Source organism: Candidatus Poriferisodalis sp. (assembly GCF_965204125.1).
GTDB lineage: Bacteria > Actinomycetota > Acidimicrobiia > Acidimicrobiales > Poriferisodalaceae > Poriferisodalis.
Genome location: NZ_OZ241968.1, coordinates 2,274,098 through 2,292,461, shown reverse-complemented (window position 1 = coordinate 2,292,461; position 18,364 = coordinate 2,274,098). Strand labels below are relative to the sequence as shown.

Below are 18,364 nucleotides of genomic sequence, written 5' to 3'. Positions count from 1 at the left end.
CGAGCCTACCGGTGGTCCGCAGGAGGTGACGGGAGGCTGACGGCCGCCAGCTCGCCCAGCAAATCAGCCTCGACCATCCGGTGGGCGGACCTGATGGCGCTCGTGATGGCCTTCGGACTCGAAGAACCGTGCGCGATCACACAGACTCCCCGAACGCCGAGCAGCATCGCTCCGCCGATGTTGTCGGCGCTCATTTCGTCGGCGAGCGGCGCTAGCTGGCGAAGTGCTTCCGCGCCCGCCTCCCCGCCCTCGGCGAGACGTTCGAGGATCAGACGCACGAAGAACGACGCCGTGCCTTCGAGCGACTTCAGCAGCACGTTGCCGGTGAAGCCGTCGGTGACCACGACATCCACGGGACCGTCGAGGAGGTCGCCGCCTTCGACGTTGCCGTAGAAATCGATCTCGTCGTCGACCGCAAGCAGCTTGTGGGTCTCCTTGATGAGCAAGTTGCCCTTTTCGGGTTCCTCGCCGATCGAGAGCAAGCCGACGCTCGGCACCGCCACGCCGAAGCGGATGCGGCTGTAGGCCGAGCCGAGACGGGCGAATTGGTGCAGCCATTGGGCGTCGCAATCGGCCATCGCGCCCGAATCGAGCAGGACGCGGGCAGTGCGGCCGCCCGGCACGGGGAACGCAGTTGCTATGGCCGGGCGGGCAACGCCGGGCAAGCGCTTGAGCCTCAGCAGCGCCGCTGCCGCCACGGCACCGGTATTACCGGCGCTCACCACCGCAGAGGCCTCGCCGTCACGCACGGCGTTGACTGCCCGGCTGATCGACGAGTCTCTCTTGGTCCGCACCGCGCGGCTCGGCTCCTCGGACATCTCGATGACCTCGGAAGCCTCGATGATGGGGAGCGACTCGCCGCCGACAGCGGCGATCGCATCGCGGCGACCCACGAGGACGACATCGAGGCCCTCGCGCACGGCCTCCAGCGCCCCCTCCACGACCGCAGCGGGGGCATCATCGCCGCCCATTGCGTCCACGGCGACCGGCAGCGTCATCAGCCCGGCCCCGAGGTTGCCATTCGGCTCTGCCCTAGGCGATATCGAGGGCTTGGCGACCGCCGTACCAACCGCACTGCCCGCAAACTCGGTGGGGCAGCTTTGCCGCGCCGCAGCGGGGGCACAGGCTCCGCGGCGCCTCGGCCAGACGCCACGCCGCAGCGCGGCGCGAACGCGTCTTGCTCTTGGATGTCTTCTTCTTGGGGACTGCCACCGTTCGGGCTCCTCGATCGGATCGACTCCTCGAGCGGACCATGCAGCCTATCCATTAGCGCTCCTGACCCGATACGCGAACTGGACTTCAGGTGGTCTCATCCGTGCGGCCTCGCAACGCCTCCAGCGCCTCCCAGCGCGGATCTGCAAACTCTGCCGGGCCGCCTTCGGCCACATCTTCGTGGGCCTCGGCGAGCTCTGCGGGAAGGTTCGGGCACGGCTCGGGATGCGGACACCGGATGGCCTCGATGGGCAGCTCGAGCAGCACCGCCTCGCGCACCATCGGAGCGAGATCTGCAAATTCAGGGCCGAGCCCGTACTGCTCACCCTCATGGGGTTCGGCGGTGAACACCTCCCGGACCGTCGTCCGCACCTCCCCGTCGACCGGCAACCAGCAACGAGCGCACGGACCCGTCCAAGCGGCCCTGACCTCGCCGGCGACGCTGAGACCGCCGCTGATCAGCTCCAGCGCCAATGCCACGCCGACGTCGCTGCCGAGCGGCACTTCGACATCGGCAATGCGCAGAGTGTCTCGTGATTCAGGCTCGAGCAGCGCTGCCGCTGGCACTGTCGCCGACCAATTCAACTGCCCATCCGAAATCAGTCGCAAGGGCACAGACAGGGACCGCTGGCGGTCCCCCTTGCTCACATCTGGTCCTGGTCGAACACAACTGGATGGGTGTCGGGCGGTCGAGCGTCGGGGCCGCGGCCAGTCGGTCCAGCCGCCCCGGTATCTGCGGCATCTCCTCCGCTGTGCGTGAGCGGAGCGCTCGGTGACGCAGGTGCCACTGGCGTCGCGGCACGCTTGCCGAGCTTTCGCCGAGCGGCCTGCACCGCAATCTGAACTTGGTCGACAGCGCTCGCAAACTGCGCGAGCTGCCGTTCGCAGTACTCGTCGACTTCGTGGCGCCGGCGCCGGGTTTGGATCCGGGCATCGTCGAGCAGCTGGCGCGCACGCCGCTCGGCTGTGCGCACGACCTCGGTTCGCTGCACCATCTGGGCGACGCGGCTGCGTGCCTCATCGATGACCAGATTGGCATCGACACGTGCCTGGGCCAGCACCTCGTCGCGCTCGCGCAGCAGCCAACGAGCCTGGCGTGTCTCGTCGGGCACGGCCGCCAACGCAGACTCGAGCAAGGTCATCACCTCATCCCGGTTGATCATGACCGAGGTGGACAGTGGCATCGGGCGAGCCGCGTCGATGATCTCCATGGCCTCGCGGATGAACTGCTCGGCCGTCACCGACGCGGGGCGCGGGGCGAGTGTTGCCGGGCCACGAGCGTGTGGTGACGTCGGCGTCTCCTCAGTGGGGGCCGCTGTCTCGAACGACGGCTGCCCGAACGGAGCTTGCGGCTGGGGCGCTGCGGGGTGAACCCCAGACTGTGGCGGCGCCTCGACGCCGCCCTCGGACATGCTCATGTGCCCGCCTCCTGCGTGATGTGCTGCCGCAGTCGAGTGGCGACCGCGGACGGAACGAGATGCGAGCAGTCCCCGCCGAACTTGGTGATCTCGCGGATGTAGTTGGAAGCGATGAAGAGATGCTCGGTCCGCGGCGGGACGAAGACGGTCTCGACACCGGTGACCGAGTGATTCATGTGCGCCATGCGCAACTCGGACTCGAAGTCACTCTGGCTGCGAAGGCCCTTGACTATGACATCGGCACCAAGGCGCTGAGCGAGGTCCACAACCAGTTCTCCGAACTGCACCACCGAGACGTTGCCGAGATGGCTGGTCGCTTCGACGATCATCGCGACGCGCTCGTCATCGGAGAACAGGGGCGTGGCCTTGGCCGGATTCCGCATGGCCGCCACCGTGACCGAATCGAACAGCCGGGACGCCGCCGATATCACGTCGAGATGCCCGTTGTGCACAGGATCGAACGAGCCTGGATACATCGCCATGACCACCGAAAACGGTTCCTCCGGATCGATCCGTGTCCAGTGGAGCGACCGTACCGCGCCACGGTCGCGGATCGAGGGACCCTCGCCGCTGAGCCGGCGGCGAAGCGTGGCCCAGATCAGCCTGCGGTTTCGGTGTCGGGGACGATGAGATCCCAGCGATCGCCGCAGTCAGCACAGCGGTAGGCGACGACATCTCCGGGCTGGAAGCCCCAGTCCGGCTCCGGCACACTCAGCAGGCCGCAGCGCCCACCGCAGTCGACGCAGACGATCTCTGCGGGCACTGCGAGGTCGTCCATGGTTGCAGTGTCGCACCCGCGTACGGTGACGCCATGCGCGTTGTCGGCGGGGTGTTGGGCGGCCGCCGCCTGGAGACGGTCGGCACGGATGCGATCCGGCCGACGTCGGACCGCGCCCGCGAGGCCATCTTCAACATGCTCGTGAGCCTGCAATTGCCCGAAGGTGCCATCGTGCTGGACCTGTTCGCCGGCTCCGGCGCGCTCGGCATCGAAGCGCTCTCACGCGGTGCCGCGCATGCCACGCTCGTGGATTCCGACGCGGCAGCCTGCCGCACGATCGCAACGAACCTGACAGCACTTGGCATCGGCGATCGCGCCGCGGTGGTTCGGTCCGACGCCAGCCGACATTTGGCGGCCCATGGCGAGCCGGTCGACCTTGCGTTCGCCGATCCGCCCTACCAGTTCGACGGCTGGAGCGATCTCCTCGATTCGGTCAACGCCGAGGTGCTGGTCTGCGAGTCGGACCGCGAGATCGAGCCCGGTTCGAGCCATGGCTGGCAGATGCATCGCGTGCGCCGCTACGGCACGCCCGTCATCACCGTGCTGGTGCGTCCAGACGGCACCGGCTGGTCAGCGGCCGGGAGCTAGCTGCGCTGCAGGTAGTCGGGGTCGCGACGGCTGGCGAACCAGTCGATCTCATCTGCGAGCGCCGGATGGGCATCGAGATCTCCGTCGGTTGCAATGAGATCGATTGCCGCGTCGCGGGCAGCCTGTACCCAAGCGAGATCGCGGGCCAGCGATGCCAGCTTCAGATCGCTGCGCCCTGATTGCCGCTCGTCGAACAGCGTGCCCTCGCCACGGAGCTCGAGGTCACGCTCGGCTAGCTCGAACCCATCGTTCGACTCCGACAGCGCGGTCAGGCGTTGGACAGCAGTGGGGGTCGGATCGTCGTCGCTGACGAGATAGCACGACGATGCATGGCTGCCCCGGCCCACCCGGCCCCGCAGCTGGTGCAGCTGCGCGATGCCGAAGCGGTCCGCAGACAGCACCACCATCACCGTGGCATTCGGCACGTCGATCCCGACTTCGATGACCGTCGTCGCGACCAACGCATCCAGCTCCCCTGCCCGGAACCGGGCCATCGCACGTTCCTTGTCGGCGGGCGGCATGCGGCCATGCAGCAGCCCGACCCGAAGGCCGGCGAGAGAGCCTGCCACGAGCTCGGCGTGCATGCGCTCCGCCGAGCGTGCGTCCAGGCTCTCGCTCTCGGTAATCAGCGGGCACACCACGTACGCCTGGCGACCGGATTCGATCTCCTGGCGCACGTCAGACCACATCGACTCCACGGCCAACGGACCGTGCACCCACTGCGTCGCAATGGGCGTGCGGCCCGGCGGGAGTTCGTCGAGCACCGAGACATCGAGATCGCCGTACACCGTCATCGCGGCCGTGCGAGGAATGGGCGTCGCGGTCATCACCAGCAGGTGGGGAATGCGCCGGTCGTCGCGACCCCCCTCGCGCAGCTGGGCGCGCTGGGACACGCCGAATCGGTGCTGCTCATCTACGACGACGACGCTGAGCGAGCCGAACTTCACCGACTCCTCCAGCAGGGCGTGTGTGCCCAAGACGATGTCCGCCGCGCCCGTGGCGATCTCCACCAGCACCTCACGTCGCTGCGCCGCCGAGCTCGAACCGCTGAGCAGGCGCAGGCGCAACGGCCGCCTCCCGCCGAGCCGCGCCTCATCAGGTACTTCGAAGCCATCGAGCAAGGCTCGCAGAGCGATGAAGTGTTGTTCGGCGAGCACCTCCGTCGGCGCCATGAGCGCGCCTTGGTGACGGTTCTGCACCGCAACGAGCAATGCGTGCAGGGCCACGAGAGTCTTGCCAGACCCGACATCGCCCTGCAGCAGGCGGTGCATCGGGCGCACGGTGCTCACGTCGGCATCGATGTCGGCCATCGCACGCCGCTGCGCACTCGTCAACTCGTAGGGAAGGCGCCGGTGAAATCCCTCGATGAGCGCGCCGGCCGGCTCGTGCGCGATGCCGAGCTCGTGGGCCTCGCGCGCCAAGCGCTGGCTGCGCAGCACCAGCTGCACCCGCAGGAGCTCGTCGAACACCAGTCGATCTCGCGCCACAGCCTGATCAGACTCGGCGGATGGCCCATGGATGTCGGCCAGGGCAGTAGCCCGGTCGATGACGTCGAACTGGCTCCGCAACCAGTCCGGCAACGGATCGGCAATGCCGCGTGCCGAACAGCGCCGTTGCGCTTCCGCGACCCAGTTCGCAACATCCCACGTCACGATGCCGGCGGTCTCCGACTGCGCGTAGATCGCCACGATCTTGCCTGTTCGGTCCGAGGTGGAGCCGTCTCCCAGCACATCGACCACGGGATTGGTCATCTGCTTGCGGCCGCGGTAGTTCTCCACCTTGCCGAACAGCGCCACGGTGCGGCCCTCGGTGAGCTGGCGCTCGCGCCATGCCTGATTGAAGAACACCGCGCTCAGCACGCCGGTCGCATCAGCGACGTCGACGCTCACCAGCCGCCGGCCCCCGCGCAGGCGGCGGCTCGACACCGAACGCACGTCGGCCACCACGGTGATCTCCGACCCGATCGCGGCCTCGCTGATCGGAGCCTGGGCCGTGCGGTCGACGTAGCGCCGGGGATAGTACGTAAGCAGATCGAACACAGACTCAACGCCGACTTCGGCCAGAGCCTTGCGGCGATGCGGGCCGACACCATTGAGCCGGTCAACGCTGATCGCGTCGAGCTCCCGCAGCGTCAACGGATCCTTCGCAGCCGCCCCCGGGGACCGGCCCGCAGCGGGCTGGCTGGGTTGGGGTGGGCTCATTCGATGCCGAAGAGGTACGGGTAGTGATCCTGGCCGCCGACGTGCCGCTCGACCTCGACGTCGGGCCAGTGCTCGGCGAGCCACGCCATTACTTCGTCGGTCTCGGCGGTCTGAGCACCCGCTCCCTCGATCAGCGTGAGGATCTCGTGGGATGAAGTGAGCATGTTCTGGAGCAGCCCGATCGCCGCCGCTGCGGCGGTGTCGCCGGCAGTCGAGATGCCCCCGCCGTCGAGGCCGATCCATTGCCCGGCAGCGACGTCGCCTGTCGGTGCGGTCGTGTCGCGCACGGCCTGGGTCACTTCCCCTGCTGACACCGCATCCGCGGCGTCGCCCATCGACGCGGCATTGGCGTCAGCGCTCGCGTCGGGGTCGTACCCGATGAGGGCTGCGAGGCCCGCAGGCACCGAGGTTGTGGCGACGACCGTGACGGTCTTGTCGGAGTGCTCCCCCGCTTGTCGGGCTACCGGGACGATGTTGGAGTTGTTGGGCAGCACGACGACTTGCTGCGAGGGTGCGGCCTCGATGGCCGCAAGGAGTTCAGCCGTCGAGGGATTCATCGTCTGCCCCCCAGTGACGAGCTCGTGGCAGCCCAGCGAAGCGAACAGCTCATCGAGGCCCGCCGCGGGCGAGACCGCGACCACTGCGCATTCGACCTGCGGCCGATCCGCGGTCGCCGTGCCGTCATCCGCGTGCGCACCATGCGCACTGTGCTGGCCTGCGTGCGCACCATGCGCACTGTGGCCCCCGAGGCCGGCGACTTGCTCGTGAAGATCGGTGATCTGGATGCGATGCGGTCGTCCCACATCTATGCCGGCTTCGATGACGGGGCCGATGTCGTCGGTGTGGATGTGGCAGTTCCACAGTCCGTCGCCGCCCACCATCACGATCGAGTCGCCCAAGACATCCCAGGCAGCCTTGAACTGATCAATATTCTCGTCTGGGGCAGCAAGCAGGAACATCACCTCGTAGCGGGTGCCAGACGGATCGTGCACGTCGTGACCGCCGCCGTCGTCGCCGTCGAGGTGGCTGTGCAGTTCGGCGCGTTGCTCCGCGACAGGATCGACAGGATCGCTGAGCAGGTTGGTGCCCGCGTTCCCGTGTGCGATGACGGCCGCTACCTCGGCCGGCAGGTCGACCTCATCCGGCAGCGGGCGACCGTCGACGACGCTCAGCAGTGCGTCGAGCAGCAGCAGGTAGCCCGCGGCACCCGCGTCGACCACACCGGCGTCGGCCAACACCGGAAGCTGCTGCGGGGTTGCCTCCAGCGCGGCCTGACCGGCTTGCCGTGCGCTCTCGAGCACAGCTGCCAGCGCCATCGCGCCGGTGCCCTGCTCTTCGGGGGTGAGGGCCTCGAGTGCGCGCTGTGCTGCCTGGGCCGATGCGCGGGCGACGCTCAGGATCGTGCCCTCGACGGGCCGCATGACGGCACTGTCGGCCGCCGTGCTCGCGGCAACCAGTCCTTCGGCGAGCAGCCCAGCATCGATCGGCGGATCGCTGTCGGGATCATCGTCCCCAGGGGCGAGCGTGGCGGCGAGGCCGCGCAGCAACTGGCTGACAATGACGCCGCTGTTGCCGCGCGCTCCCATGAGTGCGCCGTGCGAGATCGCTCGGCAGATGTCCCCCCTGCCGGCGCCGGACCGGAGCAATTCCTCGGTCACCGCCGCCAGCGTCAAGGCCATGTTGGTGCCGGTGTCGCCATCGGGCACGGGATAGACGTTGAGGCGATCGATCGTGACCCGGTGCTGGTTCAGCGCAGACTGATACCGGCGCATGGCCTCGGCCAGCGCTTCGCTGTCGAGAGAGGGCACAACCCCCACGGATGTATGAGCGTTGCTGTCGCCCATGGATGCCGAAGCTACAACGCGCCCGCGCTGACCGGTTGGTAGCGTTCCGGGGACTGCGGGAGCCGCCGCGGCGGCCCGGCAACATCCCTGCCACTGGAGGCGCATGTGCAAGGCGTCATCAAGTCGTACGACCCGGCATCCAGAGTCGGGATCGTGACTGACGACGTCACGCGCGCCGAGCACGAACTGGCCCCGAATGCCCTGGAGGGATCCATCTTCCGGATGGTGCGGCAAGGCCAGCGAGTGATCTACGACCTGGACGAACGGGGGCTCGCCACAGGGCTGCGTCTCGGCTCGGAAGTGGATCTGGGAACACCTGAATGGATCACCGCCGGGGGGGAGACAGCGTGATCTGAGGCCGGGGCAGGCGCGCCGGCCGAAGAGCGAGATACCAGTCTCAATTCGTGCGCGAGCGCGAGACTCGGACCCGGAGGACAACTTGCCTGCGACCACTCACCGTCAGCTGATCGATTGGGTCGATCATTGGGCCGGCGTGCTGCGGCCCGATGCGGTCCACTGGTGCGACGGCTCACAAGCGGAGTACGAGCAGCTCTGCAGCCAGATGGTGGAATCGGGCACCCTCATCCCGCTCGATTCCGACGCACGCCCCAACAGCTACCTCGCTCGGTCCGATCCGGGCGATGTCGCCCGCGTCGAGGACCGCACGTTCATCTGCACCGAGCGCGAGCTCGACGCCGGTCCCAACAACAACTGGCGTGCACCTGAAGAGATGCGCGAGGAGCTGCTGAAGCTGTTCGACGGCTCGATGCGCGGGCGGACGATGTACGTGGTGCCGTTCTCGATGGGCCCGCTCGGCAGCCACATCGCGCACATCGGAGTCCAGCTCACCGATTCGCCCTACGTAGCGGCCTCTATGCGGATCATGACCCGCATGGGTCAGGCCGCGCTCGACGTGCTCGGCGACGGTCCCTTCGTGCCGTGCGTTCACTCGCTCGGCGCGCCGCTGGAAGCGGGCCAGGCCGATGTGCCTTGGCCGTGCGATGCCGACCGCAAATACATCGTCCACTTCCCCGAGACACGCGAGATCTGGTCGTACGGATCCGGCTACGGCGGCAACGCGCTGCTGGGCAAGAAGTGCTTCGCCCTGCGGATCGCGTCGACGATGGCCCGAGACCAGGGCTGGCTGGCCGAGCACATGCTGATCGTGGGCGTGACGCCTCCCGACGGCGAGACGGTCTACGTGGCGGCTGCGTTCCCGTCCGCCTGCGGCAAGACGAACATGGCGATGATGATCCCGACGCTGCCCGGCTGGAAGGTGCGCACCATCGGCGACGACATCGCGTGGATGAAGTTCGGAGACGACGGTCGCCTGCACGCCATCAATCCCGAGGCCGGCATCTTCGGCGTGGCACCCGGCACCGGCGACGACACCAATCCGAACGCGCTCGGCACGATGTGGGGCAACTGCATGTTCACCAACGTGGCGCAGACGCCCGACGGCGACGTCTGGTGGGAAGGTCTCACGCCGGAGCCTCCCGAGGGCATCATCGACTGGCGCGGCAACGAGTGGTCGGCCTCGGGCGGCACGCCCGCTGCACACCCCAATGCCCGCTTCACGGCTCCCGCCGAGCAATGCCCCTCGATTGCACCCGAGTGGGAGGACCCTGCCGGCGTGCCGATCTCGGCGATCCTGTTCGGCGGCCGGCGGGCAACCACGGTTCCCTTGGTGGCGGAGGCGTTCGACTGGGAGCACGGCGTGTTCCTGGGCTCGCAGATGTCGTCAGAGAAGACTGCTGCCGCTGCAGGGGCGATCGGCGAAGTGCGGCGAGACCCGTTCGCGATGCTGCCCTTCTGCGGCTACAACTTCGGCGACTATTTCCAGCACTGGCTCGACATCGGTGACATGCCGGGAACCCAGCTGCCGAAGCTGTTCTACGTGAACTGGTTCCGCAAGGACGCCGACGGCAACTTCATCTGGCCGGGTTTCGGCGACAACGCCCGGGTGCTGAAGTGGGTGGTGGAGCGCGTTGCCGGCCACGGTGAGGCCGTGCCGACAGCGATCGGCCTGGTGCCGCCGCCCGAGGCGCTCGACACCAGCGGCCTCGACCTGACCGATGCAGAGATCGAAACGCTGCTCGGTGTCGATGAAGACGATTGGCGGGCAGAGATCGACATGATCGAGGCGCACTACCGCAACCTGGGCGAGCGTTTGCCCCCGCAGATGCGTCACCAACTCGACCTGCTGGAAGAGCGACTCGGGCTCTGAGCGGCTGCGCTGAACGGCGCGCCCGCTGCGGGCGCAGAAGGATCGTCAGCTGCCCAGGAACATGGCTCGGATAGCGAGCCCCATGATGAACAGCGCGCCGAGGCCGAACAACTCGTAGCGGCGGTGTTCCAGCTGCTGGCGGTAGGCATAGACGAAGAGGACCGCGACCGCGCAGCAGACCCCGTAGAAGACGTGGAATGCCGGGGCATCGACCGCGGCAGCCCGCATCAGGATGACGCCTGCAGTGAGCTGCACGAACACCAACACCCAAGCGGCACTCAAGAACCACCACAGGCTGCGGTGGCGCAGCGTTTTCCAGCGCCTCGCTCCGAGCGCCCACAGCCCGGCCGCGCCGTTCGACAGCACCATCGCCCAGCCGAGTGCAGTGTGGACCGTCGCCCAGACCTCAGCGCTCATTGATTCAGAGCGTTGCCCGCCGAGCGTGGCCACCGTGCACGGCGCCCGGCCTCATCGCTCCGGCGCAGACTGTGTTTGATGGTCTCGCCGCTGCGGCGGCGAGACGTGCTGCGTGAACAGGTGGATGAACATCAGCAGGTTCTGGGCATCGCCGTGGCCATTGGCGAGGTTCAGTTCGCCGGGACGGCGTGCTTCGGTGTCGCTGAGCTTCATGACGTCGAGCGCTCGCAGTAACCCCACCGGGGCCCCGGCCGAGACCAACTCGCCGATATCGCGCACGATGTGACGGCCCCGAAGCCCCTGAGACTGGATAAGGCTGCGTAGCAGCAAACGAGCCAGGGCACAGGCACTCGCCGGAGACACGTCGGCGACGGCGACAGCTTCGGCGTACAGCGGCACGAGCTTGCGATCGAGTCCCGGAGGTGCGTCGCTCGGCTCTCGGCCTTCCTGCTCGCCGGCGCTGGCCGGTCCCGCAGCGTCGGCTCCATCTGAGAATGCGCTCAAGGCAGGACCTTCTCGTTGCGTCACCTGTTATTTCCCGCTCTTGTTCGCTCCGCTCACGGGCCGCTCGGGCCACGGCTTCGCCATTCGGCTCAGCGTCTCAGGCGACGGCACCGGTGTCGCGCAGCTTTGCGATGTCGTCGGGGTCGTAACCGGCCATGGCCAGCACGTCGTCGGTGTGCTGGCCGGGATGCGCGGGCGGCCCCTGAACGGCCTGAACCGTACGGCTGAAGCGAGGCGATGGGCTCGGCTGGATCACGCCGGCCACCTCGCAGAACACGTCGCGATGGACATTGTGAGGATGCTGCGGGGCCTCCTCCAGCGTCAGCACCGGAGCGAAGCACACGTCGGTGGCATCCATGATCTCGCACCACTCATCGCGCGTCTTCGACTTGAAGACCTCGGCAATCCGATCCTTGAGCTCGGGCCACCGGCTGCGCGAGTGCTGCTTGGCGAACTCCGGATCGTCATCGAGGCCAGTGAGCCGCAGCAGCTCGCTGTAGAACTGCGGCTCGATCGACCCGACCGAGATGTAGTTGCCGTCGGCGCACTCGTACACGTCGTAGAAGTGGCTGCCGGTGTCGAGCAAGTTGGTGCCCCGCTCGTCGTTCCACACGCCGAGTGCCCGCATCGAGTGGAACATGGCCATGAGCGTTGCTGCGCCGTCGACCATCGCGGCGTCCACCACTTGGCCCTGGCCGGAGCGCTGGGACTCGAACAGCGCGCAGGCCACGCCAAACGCCAGCAGCATGCCCCCGCCGCCGAAATCGCCCACCAGATTGAGCGGCGCGATCGGCGGCTCTCCCTTGCGGCCGATGGGATCGAGCGCACCGGCCAGCGCGATGTAGTTGATGTCATGCCCCGCTCCCATGTGGTACGGGCCCTCCTGGCCCCAGCCGGTCATGCGGCCGTAGACGAGCTGCGGGTTGCGTGCCAGACACTCGTCGGGTCCGATGCCGAGCCGCTCCATCACGCCGGGCCGGAATCCCTCGATGAGGGCGTCGGAGCGCTCTACCAGGCGCAGCAGCGCCTCGACGCCGTCGGAGTTCTTGAGATCGAGGCCGATGGAGGCGCGACCGCGGGCCAGCACATCGATCGGTGGCCTGGCAGGGTCGCGGTCTCGCACGTTGGCCGAGCGATCGACGCGGATGACCTCCGCACCCATGTCGGAGAGCATCATCCCGCAGAACGGCCCCGGGCCAATGCCCTGCAGCTCGATCACTCGCACGCCTGCCAGCGGTCCTGTGCCCATGTCGGTTCCCTTCGTCACTGGACGGTCACGCTACTTCGCGACACCAGCGGGTGGCCTTAGCTGCCCAACGCCTGCCTGATGGCTTCGGCTATCCGTTCGACGGCGCCGGGCGTGCGGGTGCCCCACCAGAAGAGATCCTGACCGTCGATGAGATGGGCAGGGCCGAGTGCGGCGAGCTCGTCAAAGTGCCGCCGGTGCCACTCGTAGGGCTCGGTGGGAGCCAGGACGAGGTCGATCGGCTCGCTGCGGAGGTCGGCCTCGCTCAGCGTGGGGTAGGGCTCAGGTCGGTCGGCGAACGCCACCTCCACGCCGCAGTACTCCAGCAGGGACACGCCGTACGTGGCGGCGCCGACGGTCATGTACGGCCGTCGCCAGATCGGCACGAACACACGGACTGTCCCGGCACTGCCCGACGGGTGAGGCAGCGGCGGCAGCGCGGCGCCGTCAGGCAGCGGCTCGGGCTGCCAGTCGACACCGATGCGACCTGCCAGCCGGGCCAGTTCCGGCGCGACATCGTCGAGCGCTGCAATGTGCAGCACCTCGACTTCGAGGCCAGCCGCCAACAGCGCGTCGTAATCGTCACGCCGATTCTCTTCTCGGTCCACAACGACAAGATCGGGCTGCAACGCGGCGATCGCGGCAATGTCTGGGTTCTTCGTGCCGCCGATGTGCTCCAAATCGGGCCGCTCGCAGAAGCGCGTGCAGGCCACCGGGTCGGCTCCCCAAGTCGCCAGCGTCTCCGTAGCGCTCGGAACAAGGCTGACAATTCGCACCCTCAGCAGCGTATGGCTGCCAGCCGCAGGGCCAGAGGGGTCTAGGTTCGCCCCGTGAGCGATGCGGCACCCGCGACGGATCCGGGTGAGGCTCTCCCGCCCGACGACGGACTCGACTCTGCCCAGCGCGCCGCAGTTCGTTCCCCGGCGGCGGCGTTGCTCGTGGTGGCCGGCCCGGGAAGCGGCAAGACCCGCGTGCTCACGCAACGAATCGCGTGGCGAGCTGCCACCGAGTCGATGCAGGCGCAGCACGCCGTGGCAGTGACCTTCACCCGCCGCGCTGCAACCGAACTCCGGTCGAGACTCCGGGAACTGGACATCAACGACATGGGGCCGGTCGGCACGTTTCACGCCATTGCACTGGCACAGGTGCGACAGCACGACACAGACCACGGCCGGGCCGAACGGAAGATCCTGCCGAACCGCGCTGCGCTCAGCGGTGAGCTGTCGGAGCACCTCCAGCGTTCGTTCGGTCCGCGGCCGCCGATCACCGTCGCCACGGCGCTGCGCGAGATCGACTGGGCCAAGGCGAGCGACCTGTCGGTTGCCGAATATCGCGACGGGCCCGCGCCGGGCCGGCTCGCGCCAGCCGCAGCCGAAGCAGCCGCGGCGCTCTTCGGGCAATTCGAGCGCATCAAATCCCGCCGCAGGCTGCTCGACTTCGACGACCTGCTTGCCGAATGCACGCGCCTGATGCGCTCCGACGATCACTTCGCTGCGGCGCGGCGCTGGCTGCACCGGCACTTCTTCGTGGACGAGTTTCAGGATCTCAACCGGCTGCAGTGGAACCTGCTGCAGGAGTGGATCGGAGGTCCTGACGCCGTGCACAGCGGGGCCGCCGACGTATGCGCCGTCGGCGATGCCGACCAGGCGATCTACGGATGGAACGGTGCCGACAGCCGTTACATCACCGAGTTCGAGCGCCATTTCGCAGGGGCGCAGGTCGTCCGGCTCGAACTCAACTACCGCAGCCACCCCGCGCTCGTCACCGCCGCGCAGGCCGTCATGAACTCCGACGCCGAGCCGATCGGCACAGTCGTCGCAAGAACGGCGCAAGTGCCGGCACGCCCGCACGAGACCGGCCCCGCACCGACCGTGACTGCGTTCGACGATGCTGCAGCCGAGGCCGCCGGCATCGCCAGATGGATCGCCGATCGCCACGTGGGCGGCGTGCGCTGGGACTCATTCGGTGTCCTCGCCCGCACGAACGCCCAACTCTCCGACATCGCCGCCGCGCTCGACGCCCGCGGCATCCCGTGTCGCCTCGGCGGGCAGCGCAGCCCGTTCCTGCAGTTGCCCGCCACGCGGCAGGCACTGGCGCGCCTCCGCACAACCGGCGATCAGTTCTCGACCGCGGTCGCCGACATGCGAGCCGACGTGCTGGATGCCGAGTCGGGCGATGGGCCCGACCCAGTGCTGGAGCGAGTGCTCGACCTCGCCGATGCCTATGTCGCTGAGATGTCTCGTACGTCCGGCCCCACATACAGTCGCATCGGCCCCACCGGGGAGGGCTTCGCGACGTGGGTCGGCTTGTTGTCGGCCCGCGACCGTGAACTCACTGCTGACCTGTTCGACAGCGACCGCTCAGGCGCCCGCTTCGATCTGCGGGACGGGGCCGTGACGCTGGCGACCTTTCATGCGGCGAAGGGCTTGCAGTGGCATCACGTCGTGATCGCCGGTGTGGAGGACGGCCTAGTGCCCCTGCGCCGCAACGATCCCGAGGAACAGCGGCTGTTCTATGTCGCCGTCTCGCGTGCCGCACGCACGCTGCACTTCACGTGGGCGCGACATCGATCCGGGCGCGGCGCGGCAGGCGAGCCTCGCAGCCCCTCACCCTGGCTGGCCCGGATCGCGGCGGCCACCGCCGAGCCTCCCCCGCTGTCAGCAGACGACGCCGCCTCACGGCTGTCCGCCGCCCGCGCCGCCCTCGAGAGCTCGCGCGAGCGCTGAGCGGCTCAGATCGCGAGATCAGCGAAGACCGGGGTGTGATCCGACGGCTTGGTGCCCTTGCGAGCGTTGCGGTCGATGAGGCAGAACTGCGTGGCCGCGACCACCGGCCCGGTGCCCAGCAGCAGGTCGATGCGCAGGCCGTGGCGCTTGTAGAACGCGCCGTCCCGATAGTCCCACCAGCTGAACAGGCCGTCGGCGTCGTAGTGCTCGCGGAAGATGTCGGTGAGCCCCCAATCGCACACCTCCGCGATGGCATCTCGCTCGGGATCGGTGACGTGGGTGCGCGGCTCGGGGTTGTCGGGATCCCACACGTCCCGGTCGTCGGGGCACACGTTGAAGTCGCCGCCGACCAGCACCGGCTCGGCGGGATCGCACGTGGCCTCGAGGTGAGCACGCAGGCGTCCCAGCCAGTCCAGCTTGTAGTGGTAGTGCTCGTGGTCGACGGCGCGGCCGTTGGGCACATAGACCGAGCTCACCGTGACGCCGCCGCAGCGGGCCGAGATGATCCGTGCATCGGGGTCGGGCTCACGACCGTCGGCGAAGCCAGCGACGGGATCGTCGATGCCAACGCTCGACAGGATGGCCACGCCGTTCCAGCGGCCTTCGCCGTGATGCACCGAGGCATAGCCCTGCGCCTCGAAGTGCAGGTACGGGAACTGCTCGTCGGACATCTTCGTTTCTTGCAGCAGCAGCACGTCCGGCTCGGCATAGTCGAGCCACTCGTCGACCCGTTCCAGCCTGGCGTTCAGACTGTTGACATTCCACGTGGCAATCCGCACGCCACGGACGCTAACTGCCGAAATCAGCGGGCGAGCGGCTTGTAGGTGATGCGAGTCGGGCCTGCATCGGCGCCCAGCTCGCGCTTGCGGAAGGCCTCGTAGTCGGTGAAGTTGCCTTCGAACCAGCGCACCACGCTGTCGCCTTCGAAAGCCAGCACATGGGTCGCGATCCGGTCCAAGAACCAGCGGTCATGGCTGATGACCACGGCGCAGCCTCCGAACGACTCCAAGGCAGCCTCGAGCGCACGCAGCGTGTCCACGTCGAGGTCGTTGGTGGGCTCGTCGAGCAGCAGCACGTTGCATCCGCTGGTCAGCGTCCGGGCGAGGTGCACGCGGTTGCGCTCGCCGCCCGCGAGGTCGCCCACGCGCTTCTGTTGGTCGGAGCCGGTGAAGTTGAACGACGCGACAAACGCCCGGCCGTTGACCTCGCGAGCGCCGTCCAGGCCAGTGATGCGCAGCGTGTCGTGCGCATCGGTGATCTCCTCGTAGACCGTGCGGTCGGGGTCCAGCACCGCCCGTGACTGGTCTACGTACGCGATGTCGACGGTTTCGCCGATGGTGATGCTGCCTGCATCGGGCTGCTCATCGCCCACGAGCAGCCGGAACAGCGTGGTCTTGCCAGCCCCGTTGGCGCCCACCACCCCGACGATGCCGCCCGGCGGCAAGCGGAATGAGAGATCGTCGAACAGCAGCTTGTCGCCGTAGGCCTTGACGAGACCCTCGGCCTCGATGACCTGCGAGCCCAGGCGACGTGACATCGGGATCGTGATCTGCAGCGCATCTGCCCGGCGCTGCTCGTCAGCGGCCTTGCGATGTGTCGCCAGCAGTTCTTCGTACGCGCTGACACGTGCCCTGCTCTTCGCTTGGCGGGCCCGCGGCGACATGCGCACCCACTCCAGTTCCTGCGCCAGTGTGCGGGCTCGGGCGTCGGACTGCCGCTGCTGCGAGAGGTGCCGAGCATTGCGGTGCTCGAGCCACGCGCTGTAGTTGCCTTCGAATGGATGCGTCCGGCCGTGATCGATCTCGAGAATCCAGCCGGCGACATTGTCCAGGAAGTAGCGGTCGTGGGTGATGGCCACGACTGTCCCTGAGTAATCGGCCAGGAACCGCTCGAGCCATGCCACCGATTCCGCATCGAGGTGGTTGGTCGGCTCGTCGAGCAGCAGCAGGTCCGGGTGCGACAGCAGCAGACGGCACAGCGCCACGCGCCGTCGCTCCCCTCCTGACAACGTGGTCACGTCGGCATCGCCAGTCGGCAGACGCAGCGCATCCATGGCGATGGCGACGTGGCGGTCCAGATCCCAGGCATTGGCTGCGGCGATCCGATCCTCCAGCTCTGCTTGGCGGGAGCCGAGCGCGTCGAAGTCGGCGTCGGGCTCGGCCCAGCCGGCCATCACTTCCTCGTAGGCCGTCAGCAGGGCAGCAGTCTCGGCAACGCCGGCCATCACGTTGCCCTCGACATCAAGAGCAGCGTCGAGTTCGGGCTCTTGGTGCAGCAATCCCACCGACGCCTCGGGCGCAAGCCTTGCGTCGCCGACATAGCCGTCGTCGAGGCCGGCCATGATGCGCAGCAGTGTGGACTTGCCCGAGCCGTTATGGCCGATCACGCCGATCTTCGCGCCCGGCAGAAACGCCAGCGTGACGTCGCGTAGCACTTCCCGGTCGGGCGGATAGAAACGCCCGAGCTTGCGCAGCGTGTAGATGAACCCTGACTCCATCAGCGCATCGCCGTCACGAGGTCACGGGTTGCCAGCTACTGCAGCTCGAAGCCGACGAGCGCTTCCAGCTCTCGCAGCGCCTGGTCCGGATCTGTCACCTTGATGGCCGCCATGCCCATTGCTGCAGCCGGTTTGCAGTTGATGCCGAGGTCGTCGAGATATGCCGTGCGGGCCGGGTCGATGCCGAGCCGGTCACACGCCAGCTCGTAGATGCGCGGATCGGGCTTGCGCAGGCCCACTACCGACGACTCGATCACCACGCCGAACAGCTTCATCACCTCGGCGATCGCCGCGGCCGTGGTGGCATCCCGGGACATGCCGGCGCCGTGGCCCATTCTCACGTTGTTGGTGATGCAGCCCACCGGCAGGCGCGCGGCCAGGATCTCCAGCGCACGCACCATCCGCGGGCGCAGCCCGCCGCTGAGGCACGCCAGTACCTGCGCGCCCGATATCTCGTGTCCCCGGTCGGCAGCTTCTGCCTCGAACAGCTCAGCGAACTCGTCGACGCTGACCTCGCTGCGCTCCAGTCGCGCCCACGCATTGGTGTCCGGATTGGTGGCATTGATCTGCCGGATCGTGTCGCGCGGCACGCCGATGCGATCCTCGTAGCGGTTGAACGCTTCGAATGGGCTCTCGGTGATGACACCGCCGAAGTCGAACAGCACGGCGTTCACGGTCGCCGCGGCGGATTGGCTGTTGCCTCCAG

Annotated in this window: 19 protein-coding genes; 4 read left to right on the top strand and 15 right to left on the bottom strand. The window is 68.0% G+C overall.

Features of this window, described 5'->3' with window-relative positions; all coding sequences use genetic code 11:
* Window positions 1-5: 5 nt before the first annotated feature.
* The 6 genes from plsX to ACOGXD_RS10695 all read right to left on the bottom strand — a co-directional run bounded on the left by plsX (window position 6) and on the right by ACOGXD_RS10695 (window position 3,408).
* The gene (gene plsX / locus ACOGXD_RS10720; RefSeq protein ID WP_419914966.1) at window positions 6-998 is read right to left on the bottom strand and encodes a phosphate acyltransferase PlsX; all 993 of its coding nucleotides are present in this window, start codon (window positions 996-998) and stop codon (window positions 6-8) included.
* A 34-nt stretch (window positions 999-1,032) separates the two neighbouring features.
* Window positions 1,033-1,254, bottom strand: coding sequence for a 50S ribosomal protein L32 (gene rpmF, locus ACOGXD_RS10715; protein WP_419854096.1), 222 nt, complete (start codon window positions 1,252-1,254; stop codon window positions 1,033-1,035).
* Between the two features lie 45 nt (window positions 1,255-1,299).
* Entirely contained in the window at window positions 1,300-1,797 is a 498-nt protein-coding gene (locus ACOGXD_RS10710; protein WP_419914963.1) for a YceD family protein, read from the bottom strand.
* A 59-nt stretch (window positions 1,798-1,856) separates the two neighbouring features.
* Window positions 1,857-2,630 (bottom strand): hypothetical protein, encoded by a 774-nt coding sequence (locus tag ACOGXD_RS10705; RefSeq protein ID WP_419914961.1) that lies wholly within the window; start codon window positions 2,628-2,630, stop codon window positions 1,857-1,859.
* On the bottom strand, window positions 2,627-3,112 hold the full coding sequence (coaD, locus tag ACOGXD_RS10700) for a pantetheine-phosphate adenylyltransferase (protein ID WP_419914959.1): 486 nt from the start codon (window positions 3,110-3,112) through the stop codon (window positions 2,627-2,629). The genes ACOGXD_RS10705 and coaD overlap by 4 nt, the downstream gene beginning before the upstream one ends.
* Before the next feature lie 116 nt (window positions 3,113-3,228).
* Window positions 3,229-3,408 carry a hypothetical protein gene (locus ACOGXD_RS10695; RefSeq protein WP_419914957.1) on the bottom strand — a complete coding sequence of 60 codons (180 nt, stop codon included), beginning with the start codon at window positions 3,406-3,408 and terminating at the stop codon, window positions 3,229-3,231.
* Window positions 3,409-3,441: 33 nt separating this feature from the next.
* On the opposite strand from ACOGXD_RS10695, the gene rsmD reads away from it, so the two are divergent.
* Window positions 3,442-3,996, top strand: a complete 555-nt coding sequence (rsmD, locus tag ACOGXD_RS10690) for a 16S rRNA (guanine(966)-N(2))-methyltransferase RsmD (RefSeq protein WP_419914955.1) — start codon at window positions 3,442-3,444, stop codon at window positions 3,994-3,996.
* Here the strand turns inward: rsmD and recG are convergent.
* Both recG and ACOGXD_RS10680 read right to left on the bottom strand, forming a co-directional pair.
* The gene (gene recG, locus ACOGXD_RS10685) at window positions 3,993-6,131 is read right to left on the bottom strand and encodes an ATP-dependent DNA helicase RecG (RefSeq protein WP_419914953.1); all 2,139 of its coding nucleotides are present in this window, start codon (window positions 6,129-6,131) and stop codon (window positions 3,993-3,995) included. The two genes, rsmD and recG, sit on opposite strands and share 4 nt — an antisense overlap.
* 62 nt (window positions 6,132-6,193) lie before the next feature.
* Complete coding sequence (locus ACOGXD_RS10680) at window positions 6,194-8,041, bottom strand: DAK2 domain-containing protein (protein ID WP_419914951.1); 1,848 nt, start codon at window positions 8,039-8,041, stop codon at window positions 6,194-6,196.
* A gap of 153 nt (window positions 8,042-8,194) precedes the next feature.
* Here ACOGXD_RS10680 and ACOGXD_RS10675 point away from each other — a divergent pair, with 153 nt between their 5' ends.
* Together ACOGXD_RS10675 and ACOGXD_RS10670 are read left to right on the top strand one after the other, a co-directional pair.
* Window positions 8,195-8,392: a hypothetical protein gene (locus tag ACOGXD_RS10675; RefSeq protein WP_419914949.1), complete on the top strand. Its 198-nt coding sequence runs from the start codon at window positions 8,195-8,197 to the stop codon at window positions 8,390-8,392.
* Between the two features lie 88 nt (window positions 8,393-8,480).
* The gene (locus tag ACOGXD_RS10670; protein ID WP_419914947.1) at window positions 8,481-10,268 is read left to right on the top strand and encodes a phosphoenolpyruvate carboxykinase (GTP); all 1,788 of its coding nucleotides are present in this window, start codon (window positions 8,481-8,483) and stop codon (window positions 10,266-10,268) included.
* Between the two features lie 45 nt (window positions 10,269-10,313).
* Here the strand turns inward: ACOGXD_RS10670 and ACOGXD_RS10665 are convergent, their stop codons facing one another.
* The 4 genes from ACOGXD_RS10665 to ACOGXD_RS10650 all read right to left on the bottom strand — a co-directional run bounded on the left by ACOGXD_RS10665 (window position 10,314) and on the right by ACOGXD_RS10650 (window position 13,211).
* Window positions 10,314-10,685, bottom strand: coding sequence for a hypothetical protein (locus tag ACOGXD_RS10665; protein ID WP_419914945.1), 372 nt, complete (start codon window positions 10,683-10,685; stop codon window positions 10,314-10,316).
* Window positions 10,686-10,736: 51 nt separating this feature from the next.
* Window positions 10,737-11,189 carry a hypothetical protein gene (locus ACOGXD_RS10660; RefSeq protein WP_419914943.1) on the bottom strand — a complete coding sequence of 151 codons (453 nt, stop codon included), beginning with the start codon at window positions 11,187-11,189 and terminating at the stop codon, window positions 10,737-10,739.
* Window positions 11,190-11,286: 97 nt separating this feature from the next.
* Window positions 11,287-12,438, bottom strand: a complete 1,152-nt coding sequence (locus tag ACOGXD_RS10655) for a CaiB/BaiF CoA transferase family protein (protein WP_419917393.1) — start codon at window positions 12,436-12,438, stop codon at window positions 11,287-11,289.
* Between the two features lie 56 nt (window positions 12,439-12,494).
* Window positions 12,495-13,211, bottom strand: coding sequence for a helical backbone metal receptor (locus ACOGXD_RS10650; protein ID WP_419914941.1), 717 nt, complete (start codon window positions 13,209-13,211; stop codon window positions 12,495-12,497).
* 54 nt (window positions 13,212-13,265) lie between these two features.
* On the opposite strand from ACOGXD_RS10650, the gene ACOGXD_RS10645 reads away from it, so the two are divergent.
* Window positions 13,266-15,161, top strand: a complete 1,896-nt coding sequence (locus ACOGXD_RS10645) for an ATP-dependent helicase (protein WP_419914939.1) — start codon at window positions 13,266-13,268, stop codon at window positions 15,159-15,161.
* A gap of 5 nt (window positions 15,162-15,166) precedes the next feature.
* On the opposite strand, the gene ACOGXD_RS10640 is transcribed toward ACOGXD_RS10645, so the two are convergent.
* The 3 genes from ACOGXD_RS10640 to ACOGXD_RS10630 are packed head-to-tail and all read right to left on the bottom strand — an operon-like array spanning window position 15,167 to window position 18,332.
* Complete coding sequence (locus ACOGXD_RS10640; RefSeq protein ID WP_419914937.1) at window positions 15,167-15,940, bottom strand: exodeoxyribonuclease III; 774 nt, start codon at window positions 15,938-15,940, stop codon at window positions 15,167-15,169.
* Window positions 15,941-15,963: 23 nt separating this feature from the next.
* Window positions 15,964-17,658: an energy-dependent translational throttle protein EttA gene (ettA, locus tag ACOGXD_RS10635; RefSeq protein ID WP_419914935.1), complete on the bottom strand. Its 1,695-nt coding sequence runs from the start codon at window positions 17,656-17,658 to the stop codon at window positions 15,964-15,966.
* 35 nt (window positions 17,659-17,693) lie between these two features.
* Entirely contained in the window at window positions 17,694-18,332 is a 639-nt protein-coding gene (locus ACOGXD_RS10630) for an HAD-IA family hydrolase (RefSeq protein ID WP_419917392.1), read from the bottom strand.
* Window positions 18,333-18,364 lie beyond the last annotated feature (32 nt).

Excerpts from the sequence above, each read along its gene's own strand:
- coaD (WP_419914959.1), bottom strand. The coding sequence starts at position 3,112 with ATGGCGATGTATCCAGGCTCGTTCGATCCTGTGCACAACGGGCATCTC.
- rpmF (WP_419854096.1), bottom strand. The coding sequence starts at position 1,254 with ATGGTCCGCTCGAGGAGTCGATCCGATCGAGGAGCCCGAACGGTGGCA.
- ACOGXD_RS10680 (WP_419914951.1), bottom strand. The coding sequence starts at position 8,041 with ATGGGCGACAGCAACGCTCATACATCCGTGGGGGTTGTGCCCTCTCTC.
- ACOGXD_RS10705 (WP_419914961.1), bottom strand. The coding sequence starts at position 2,630 with ATGAGCATGTCCGAGGGCGGCGTCGAGGCGCCGCCACAGTCTGGGGTT.
- ACOGXD_RS10695 (WP_419914957.1), bottom strand. The coding sequence starts at position 3,408 with ATGGACGACCTCGCAGTGCCCGCAGAGATCGTCTGCGTCGACTGCGGT.
- ACOGXD_RS10665 (WP_419914945.1), bottom strand. The coding sequence starts at position 10,685 with ATGAGCGCTGAGGTCTGGGCGACGGTCCACACTGCACTCGGCTGGGCG.
- ACOGXD_RS10655 (WP_419917393.1), bottom strand. The coding sequence starts at position 12,438 with ATGGGCACAGGACCGCTGGCAGGCGTGCGAGTGATCGAGCTGCAGGGC.
- ettA (WP_419914935.1), bottom strand. The coding sequence starts at position 17,658 with ATGGAGTCAGGGTTCATCTACACGCTGCGCAAGCTCGGGCGTTTCTAT.
- plsX (WP_419914966.1), bottom strand. The coding sequence starts at position 998 with ATGACGCTGCCGGTCGCCGTGGACGCAATGGGCGGCGATGATGCCCCC.
- rsmD (WP_419914955.1), top strand. The coding sequence starts at position 3,442 with ATGCGCGTTGTCGGCGGGGTGTTGGGCGGCCGCCGCCTGGAGACGGTC.